At 70.8% G+C, this 7,465-nt stretch carries 8 protein-coding genes; 2 read left to right on the forward strand and 6 right to left on the reverse strand.

The annotated features are described in order from the left end of the window. On the forward strand, nucleotides 1–526 hold a 526-nt coding region (locus AB1634_17885; protein MEW6221386.1), incomplete at its 5' end, for a DUF6657 family protein. Further along, nucleotides 523–1,932: an aminopeptidase P family protein gene (locus tag AB1634_17890; protein ID MEW6221387.1), complete on the forward strand. Its 1,410-nt coding sequence runs from the start codon at nucleotides 523–525 to the stop codon at nucleotides 1,930–1,932. The genes AB1634_17885 and AB1634_17890, both read left to right, overlap by 4 nt. A gap of 13 nt (nucleotides 1,933–1,945) precedes the next feature. Here the strand turns inward: AB1634_17890 and AB1634_17895 are convergent, their stop codons facing one another. The 6 genes from AB1634_17895 to gatC all read right to left on the reverse strand — a co-directional run. After that, entirely contained in the window at nucleotides 1,946–3,379 is a 1,434-nt protein-coding gene (locus AB1634_17895) for a methyl-accepting chemotaxis protein (protein MEW6221388.1), read from the reverse strand. Between the two features lie 82 nt (nucleotides 3,380–3,461). Further along, nucleotides 3,462–3,809, reverse strand: coding sequence for a PilZ domain-containing protein (locus tag AB1634_17900; protein MEW6221389.1), 348 nt, complete (start codon nucleotides 3,807–3,809; stop codon nucleotides 3,462–3,464). 164 nt (nucleotides 3,810–3,973) lie between these two features. Next, a complete protein-coding gene (gene cmk / locus AB1634_17905; GenBank protein MEW6221390.1) occupies nucleotides 3,974–4,645 on the reverse strand; it encodes a (d)CMP kinase in 672 nt (223 codons plus the stop codon). 16 nt (nucleotides 4,646–4,661) lie between these two features. Continuing rightward, the gene (gene hisC / locus AB1634_17910; GenBank protein ID MEW6221391.1) at nucleotides 4,662–5,762 is read right to left on the reverse strand and encodes a histidinol-phosphate transaminase; all 1,101 of its coding nucleotides are present in this window, start codon (nucleotides 5,760–5,762) and stop codon (nucleotides 4,662–4,664) included. Continuing rightward, nucleotides 5,759–7,225: an Asp-tRNA(Asn)/Glu-tRNA(Gln) amidotransferase subunit GatA gene (gatA, locus tag AB1634_17915; protein MEW6221392.1), complete on the reverse strand. Its 1,467-nt coding sequence runs from the start codon at nucleotides 7,223–7,225 to the stop codon at nucleotides 5,759–5,761. The genes hisC and gatA overlap by 4 nt, the downstream gene beginning before the upstream one ends. Nucleotides 7,226–7,246: 21 nt before the next feature. Further along, nucleotides 7,247–7,465, reverse strand: a 219-nt coding sequence (gatC, locus tag AB1634_17920) for an Asp-tRNA(Asn)/Glu-tRNA(Gln) amidotransferase subunit GatC (GenBank protein ID MEW6221393.1), incomplete at its 5' end; no start/stop codon positions are given.

The following is a 7,465-nucleotide window of genomic DNA, read 5'->3' on the forward strand; positions in this document are numbered from 1 at the left end:
GGACTTCGCCCACGAGGATCTGGTTGCCGCCGGCATGCGGCTGGGGGCCGCCTACATGCGGGGCGAGGAGGAGAAGCCTGCCGCCGTGCTGGCGGCCCGGGCCAAGACCGAGGAGCCCTTTGTCCGGCGGGGGGTGGTCAAGACCCTGTTGCGCAACGTGCTTCTGCCCAAGGACAAGCTGCAGCAGGAGCAGGGCGAGCGGGCCCTGGCCGGGCTGGCCATCCTTGCCGGCCGGGCCAGTGATCTGGCCGCCGTGCTGGCCGAGGTGCGGATGATCCTGGGCCATTACCTCAAGACCCGGGACCAGATGCGCCAGCAGCTGGAGGACGCCTTCGCCATGCAGCTGGAGCAGATGGAGGCGGCGGTGGCGCAGCAGACCGGCTTCCGGGTGCGGCTGGACCCCGGGCAGCACCCCAAGTTCCAGGAGGAATGGAACCGGATGCGATCCAGCCTGGACGACCAGTACGGCCGCGCCCTGGAGCAGCACCGGCAGCTCCTGGAGCAGCGGCTGGCCGGCCGCGGATGACCGCCGCCGGGCCGCGCCTGGTGGTCACCCTGTCCCGGCTGCCCAAAGGGGCGGCCCGGCAGGAGGTGGCCGCCGGGGTTGCGGCCTGGCTGGCTGCCTCGCACCTGCCGGGGCAGCCCGCCCCCCCCGGCGGTGCCTGGCAGCTGGTGCTTCCCCTGGCCGGAGCCGATCCCCTCATGCTGGTGGCGGACTTGCGGGACCGGCTGGACGGCCTGCCGGTAGGACTTGCCTTCCAGATCCTGGACCAGGCTGCCGCCCCGGCCCTGCCCCGCCCTTCCAGGAGACCATCCATCATGGCCGATAGCCCCCCCGTCGCTCCCCGGCTGGCCCTCCTGGTGCGCCGCCTGCGGCGCCTGCATCTGGACGCCCTCCTGGTGAGCCAGCCTGAAAACCGGTTCTACCTGAGCGGCTTTGCCGGCCACGACACCTCGCCTGCGGAGACCTCCGGGCTCCTCCTGGTGCCGGTGGGGCGCCAGGCCATCCTGGTCACCGATTTCCGCTACCGGCTGGACGCCGAGCGGCAGGCGACCGGCTGCGTCGTGCGGCTGGGCAAGGGCGGCATGCCGCGCCTTTTGGCCGGCATTCTGCCCCGGCTGGGGCTGGCCCGCCTGGCCTTCGAGAGCCAGGCCGTGCTACACAGCCAGTGGCAGGCCCTGGGCCGGCTGGCCGCCCGCTCCGACACCGAGCTGGTGCCCCGGAAGGACCTGGTGGAGGCCTTGCGGATCCGGAAGGATGCCGGGGAGCTGGCGGCCATCGAGAGGGCAGTGCGGCTCAATGAGGCGGTCTTCCAGGAGGTCTTCCAGGCCTTGACGCCGGGCATGACCGAGCGGCAGGTGGCGGAGATGATCGAGACCGGTTTCCGCCGGCATGGCGCCGATGGGCCGAGCTTCCCACCCATCGTCGCGGGCGGCGCCAACGGCGCCTCGCCTCACGCCCAGCCCGGGGACCGGCCCCTGGCCGCCGGCGAGCCCATCGTCATCGACATGGGCTGCCGCCTGGACGGCTACTGCTCGGATATGACCCGCACGGTGGTGCTGGGGGAGATGGACGAGCTGACCCGGCAGCGCATCCGGCTGGTGCGCCGGGCGCAGCTGGCCGCCCTGGCGGTCATCCGGCCAGGGGTACGGGCCTGCGACGTGGACCGGGCGGCCCGCGCGGTGATCGAGGCGGAGGGCCTGGGCCCGCTGTTCGGCCATGGTCTGGGCCACGGGGTGGGGCTGGCGGTCCACGAGGCGCCGGCGGTCAATCGCCGCAGCCTGGTGCGACTGGCCGCCGGCATGGTGGTCACGGTGGAGCCTGGGATCTACTTCCCGGGCTGGGGGGGCATCCGCCTGGAGAACATGGTGCAGGTTACCGGCAACGGCGTGCGTCTTCTGAACAAGGACACCACCTTCCTGGACGTCTGATCCCTTCCTCCTACTACCGCTGCGGCACGGTGGCCGGCAGGAGGGTCCCGGCCTCGCCCGCCCTCTGCCCTTCCACCAGGACCACCAGGCGGGCCACGATCTCCTCCAGTCGCTCCGCCTCGTTGCGCAGCTCGTCGGCGGCGGCGGAGGACTGGGCAGCCGAGGCGGCGTTCTCCTGGACCACCGCGTCCATGTCCTGGATGCCATGGCTGATCTGGGTCATGCCTGTGGACTGCTCCCGGTTGGCCGTGGTGATCTCGGCGATGAGGGCCGCGGCCTTGGTGGCGCTGTCGGCCACCTCGGCAAAGGCCTTGGTGGACTGGCCGACCAGGTAGGCGCCGTCCTGGATCTTGCTGATGATGTCCTCGATGAGGGCGGCGGTGTCCTTGGCGGCGTTGGCCGAGCGGCCGGCCAGGTTGCGCACCTCCTCCGCCACCACCGCGAAGCCCAGGCCGGCCTCGCCGGCCCGGGCCGCCTCCACCGCCGCGTTCAAGGCCAAGAGATTGGTCTGGAAGGCGATCTCGTCGATGGTGCGGATGATCTTGCCGATCTCCTTGCCGGCGGCATCGATGGCCGTCATGGAGGCGTCCATCTGCCCCATGTAGGTTTGGGCCTTGTCCACCACCTGGCGGGTCGCGCCCATGAGCTCATCCGCCTTGGCGGTGTTCTCGGCATTGCTTCTGGTCATGGCGGTGAGCTCTTCCAGGGAGGCCGAGGACTCCTCCAGGGCGCTGGCCTGCCGGGCGGAGCCGTCCGCCAAGTCCTGGGCCGCCGAGGCCAGGCCGGCTGCCGACTGGCTCACCTGCTGGCTGCTGCCGGCCAGGATGCTGGAGACCTGGCGCAGGGGCTTTGTGACGGCCCGCCGGATGAGGAGCCAGCTGCCAGCCAGACAGCTTACCAGCACCGCCAGCAGGCCGAACTGGAAGGAGAGCACGGCGTCGGCCTGGTTCTTCTCCTCGTACAGGGTGACGGCGTCGTTCATGGTGGCCAGCAAAGGGACATTGCCCTGGCGGATGGCGGCCAGCGCTGCCTGGCCCTCCGGGGAGGCGGGCGGGCGCTCCTGGAGCACGGCAAAGTGCTTGCGGAAGGGCTGCCACAGGGCATCCACCTCCTGAAGCTTGGCCAGAATCTCCGGATGCGCCGGGGGCTTAAGGCCCAGCTCGTCATCGCCGGCGAGGAGCCCGCGCAGGGTGCGGTCGAAGAGGGTCACGGTCTGGCTCAAGGTGGCCCGGCAGGCCGCCAGATCCGGGCAATCGGCCAGGGACAGGGCCTCCTTGCTCATCTTCTGGGAGAGCATCCGCTGGCGGCCGGCCAGGTTGATGGCCCGGCCGTTGGTCTTCTGGTCCTGGACCACCGCGTAGATGATGGCGGTGTTGGCGAGACCGATGGCGAGGAAGATGACGAGCAGGAGCGAGAACTTGCGGTGCAGACCGAAGCGCGCCAGCATGGGAATCCCTCCGAAGGTCCCAGGGGGCAGGGGGGCGGCCGGTGGCTGCAGCAGGCCCGGTCAGGGCGGGCCTGCCGCGTGATCAGTCGTTGAAGCCCATCTGCTCGATGAGGCCCTGGATGTACCGCTTGGCCGCCAGCGACAGGTTGGCGACCTCGAAGCCGGTGTCGTAGAAGTCCGGATTGATATCCTTGCCGGACCAGACGCTCTTGGCCTCGAAGACCAGGTGGGTGCGGCCGGCGAACTCCTCCGGCAGGATCATGCGCAAGAGGCGGGTCTCGCCGGTCTCGATGGGGTCCTTGCTCACCAGCATGATCCCCTTGGTGGTGATATCCACGAGGTGGCCCAGATACTGGCCGGTCCGATCGTCGAAAACCTCCAGGTAGAAGATGAGGTGCCGGCGCTTCAGGCTGCGTTTCTCCTCGTGCATGGGATCCCTCTGCTGTGAAGAAAGGATGGACGGGCAGATACCGGAGCGGCGGTGACGTCTTGTATGGCGATTATCGCAAGGAGGCGGCGGGGAGCGCAAGGGGAAAACCATGGACAGAGCCGGCCGCGGCCGGGCCGCTGGGACCAGCACGGCAGGGGAGACCGTCAGGGCCGGGAGCGCACCCGGCTCGCGATGAGTTCGGCCACCGTTGCCGCGTCCATGGCGGAGGAGTCGATGCGGACCGCATCGGCGGCGGGTCGCAAGGGGGAAAGATCCCGGCTGGAGTCGTCCCGGTCCCGCTTTTCGATCTGGGCCAGGATGGTGGCGAAATCGGCGGGCATACCCTGGAGGGCCAGCTGCTCCACCCGGCGCCGGGCCCGCTCACTGGCCGAGGCATCCAGGTAGAACTTGTGCTCCGCATCCGGGAAGACCACGGTGCCGGTGTCCCGGCCCTCGGCCACCACGCCGCCGCCAGCGGCCAGCTGCCGCTGCAGGGCCACCAGCCGCTCCCGCACCAGGGCTTTGGCAGAGATCGCCGAGGCCACCAGACCCATCTGGGCGCTGCGGATGGCGCGGGAGACATCCTCACCGTCCAGATAGACCCGGGTGTCCTCGCTGCCTGGCGCCAGCCTGAGGTCGAGGCTGTCCAGGAGGGCGGCCAGGGCCGCGGTGTCGTCCAGGTCCACCCCTTGCCGCTGGGCCTTGAGGCCGGCCGCCCGGTACATGGCACCGGTATCGAGATAGGTGAAGCCCAGGCGGGCGGCCACCAGCCGGCTGACGGTGCTCTTGCCGGCACCGGACGGGCCGTCGATGGTGACGATGGGGCGGCGGGCCATGGGGCTCATCCCGGGGTCAGGGGCGGGCCGGGTCGAGGGCCGCGGCCAGGGCGGCCAGGCAGCGCTCGTTCTCGGCCGGGGTGCCCGGGGTGATGCGCAGGAAGGAGGGCAGATCGTAGGCGGCCATGGGCCGGACGATCACCCCCCGGTGGAGCATGGCCTCGTAGACTGGCTTGGCCGGCCGCCCCAGATCCACCAGGAAGAAGTTGGTCTGGGACGGGTAGGGCCGGCAGCCCAGGGCCGCCACCCCTGCCGCCAGCCGGGCGATGCCCTCCCGGGTCATGGCCAGGGTGGCGGCCAGGTGCTCCCGGTCGGCCAGGGCGGCCAGGGCACCGATCTGGGCCAGGGTGTTGACATTGAACGGCTGCCGGATCCGGTTGGCGAGATCGCTGACCTCAGGGGCCATCACCCCGTAGCCGATGCGCAGGCCGGCCAGACCGTACGCCTTGGAGAAGGTGCGCAGGATCGCCACCGGCGGCTGGGCGAGCCGGTAGGCCACGCTGTCCCAGGCCAGCTCCGGGGAGACGAAATCCACATAGGCCTCGTCCAGGACCACCAGGAGATGGGCCGGCAGCTGGGCCAGGAAATCCCGGAAGGCGGCCTGGCCAAAGACGGTGCCGGCGGGGTTGTTGGGGTTGTCGAGAAAGATCATCCGGGTCCGGGCCGTGACCTGGCCGGCGATGGCGGCCAGGTCGTGGCCGAAATCCTGAAGCGGCACCACCTTGGCGCAGCCGCCCCGGGCCTGGATCATCTTCTGGTAGACCAGGAAGGTGGGGTGGCTGAGGATGGCCTCGTCCCCGGGGGCCAGGAAGATCTCGGCCAGAAGCTCGATAAGCTCGTTGGAGCCATTGCCCAGGACAATCTCGGTGGCCTCCACCCCCAGGCGTTCGGCCAGGGCCTTCTTGAGGTAGAAGCCGGAGCCGTCCGGATAGCGGTGCAGCCCGGGCAGGGCCGCGGCAATAGCAGCCAGGGCCTTGGGCGAGGGGCCGAGGGCGTTCTCGTTGGAAGCGAGCTTGACGACGCCGGTGATCCCCAGCTCCCGCTCCAGCTCCTCCATGGGCTTGCCGGGCGGGTAGGGAACGAGGGACCGGATATGGGCCGGGACCGGCAGCGTCATGACGCCCGCTCCAGGGGCGGCGGCCCCAGGGGGCCGGCCTGCTGCTCGAAGGCGTAGGCGGCCTTGAGCAGGGTCTCCTCCTGGAAGTGGTCGGCCATGAGCTGGAGGCCGATGGGCAGGCCCTGGCTGGATCGGCCGCACGGTACCGACAGACCGGGCAGGCCGGCCAGGTTGGCGGAGATGGTGAGGATGTCCGACAGATACATGGCCAGGGGGTCGTCCACCTTGGCGCCCAGCGGCCAGGCCGGGGTGGGCGCCACCGGCGAGGCCAGAACGTCGGCCTGGTCAAAGGCCGCCTTGAAGTCCCGGATGAGCAGGGTGCGGACCTGGGAGGCCTTCTTGTAGTAGGCGTCGTAGTAGCCGGCGGACAGGGCGTAGGTGCCGATCATGATCCGGCGCTTGACCTCCGGACCGAAGCCCTGGGAGCGGCTGCGGCGGTACATGTCCAGGAGGTCCTCGGCCCCGGTGACCCGGTGGCCGTAGCGGACGCCGTCGAAACGGGCCAGGTTGGAGCTGGCCTCAGCCGGGGCGATGAGATAGTAGGCGGCCACGCAGTACCGGGTGTGGGGCAAGGACACCTCGATCACCCGGGCGCCGGCCGCCTGCAGCCGGCCGATCCCCTGCCGCACCGCCCTTTCCACCTCCGGGTCCAGGCCGTCGACGAAATACTCCTGCGGCACGCCGACGGTGAGGCCGGTCAGATCAGGGGTCAGGCAGGCCTGGTAGTCCGGCACCGGCCGGTTTACCGAGGTGGAGTCCCGGGGGTCGTGGCCGGCCATGACGGACAGCATGAGGGCGCAGTCCCGCACGTCCCGGGCAAAGGGTCCCACCTGATCCAGGGAGGAGGCAAAGGCGACCAGGCCATAGCGGGAGACCCGGCCGTAGGTGGGCTTGAGGCCGACCACGCCGCAGTGGGAGGCGGGCTGGCGGATGGAGCCGCCGGTATCCGAGCCGAGGCTGGCGGCCGCCAGGCCAGCCGAGACCGCGGCTGCGGAGCCGCCGCTGGAGCCGCCGCAGACATGGCTCGGGGCCCAGGGGTTTCTCGGCACCCCGAAGGCGCAGTTCTCGGAGGAGGAGCCCATGGCGAACTCGTCCATGGTGGCCTTGCCGAGGATCACCGCCCCGGCCTGCCGCAGCCGGGCCACCACGGTGGCGTCGTACGGGGGCAGGAAGCTGGCCAGGATACGGGAGCCGCAGGTGGTGGCGAGCCCTTTGGTGCAGAGCACGTCCTTGACCGCCAGGGGGATGCCGGCCAGCGGGCCGGCGCAGCCGGCCCGGCGGGCCTGGTCGGCGGCCTCGGCCTGGCGGCGGGCGCCCTCGGCGTCAACGGTGATGTACGCCCGCACCACCGGCTCGCAGGCCCTGATGCGGGCCAGATAGGCCTCGCACAGCTCCTGGGCCGAAACCTCGCCGCTGGCCAGCAGCTGGCGTACGGCATGGATGGGCTGAAGGCAGAGATCCATGGCAATGGGCCGGCAAGAGGATCAGATCACCCGGGGAACGAGGAAGGCCTCGTGGTTGGCCGCCGGGGCGTTGGCCAGGGCCTGCTGCCGTTCCAGGGAGGGGACCACCTCGTCGTCACGGAAGACGTTCTCGACTTCCAGGGCATGGGTGGTGGCGGGCACGCCGGTGGTGTCGAGCTCCCCCCCGCGCTCGACGTAGGCGAGGATCTCCCCCAGCGGGGCGGCCCGGGGGGCCCGGTC

The sequence above is a fragment of the Thermodesulfobacteriota bacterium genome (assembly GCA_040755095.1).
Lineage (GTDB): Bacteria > Desulfobacterota > Desulfobulbia > Desulfobulbales > JBFMBH01 > JBFMBH01.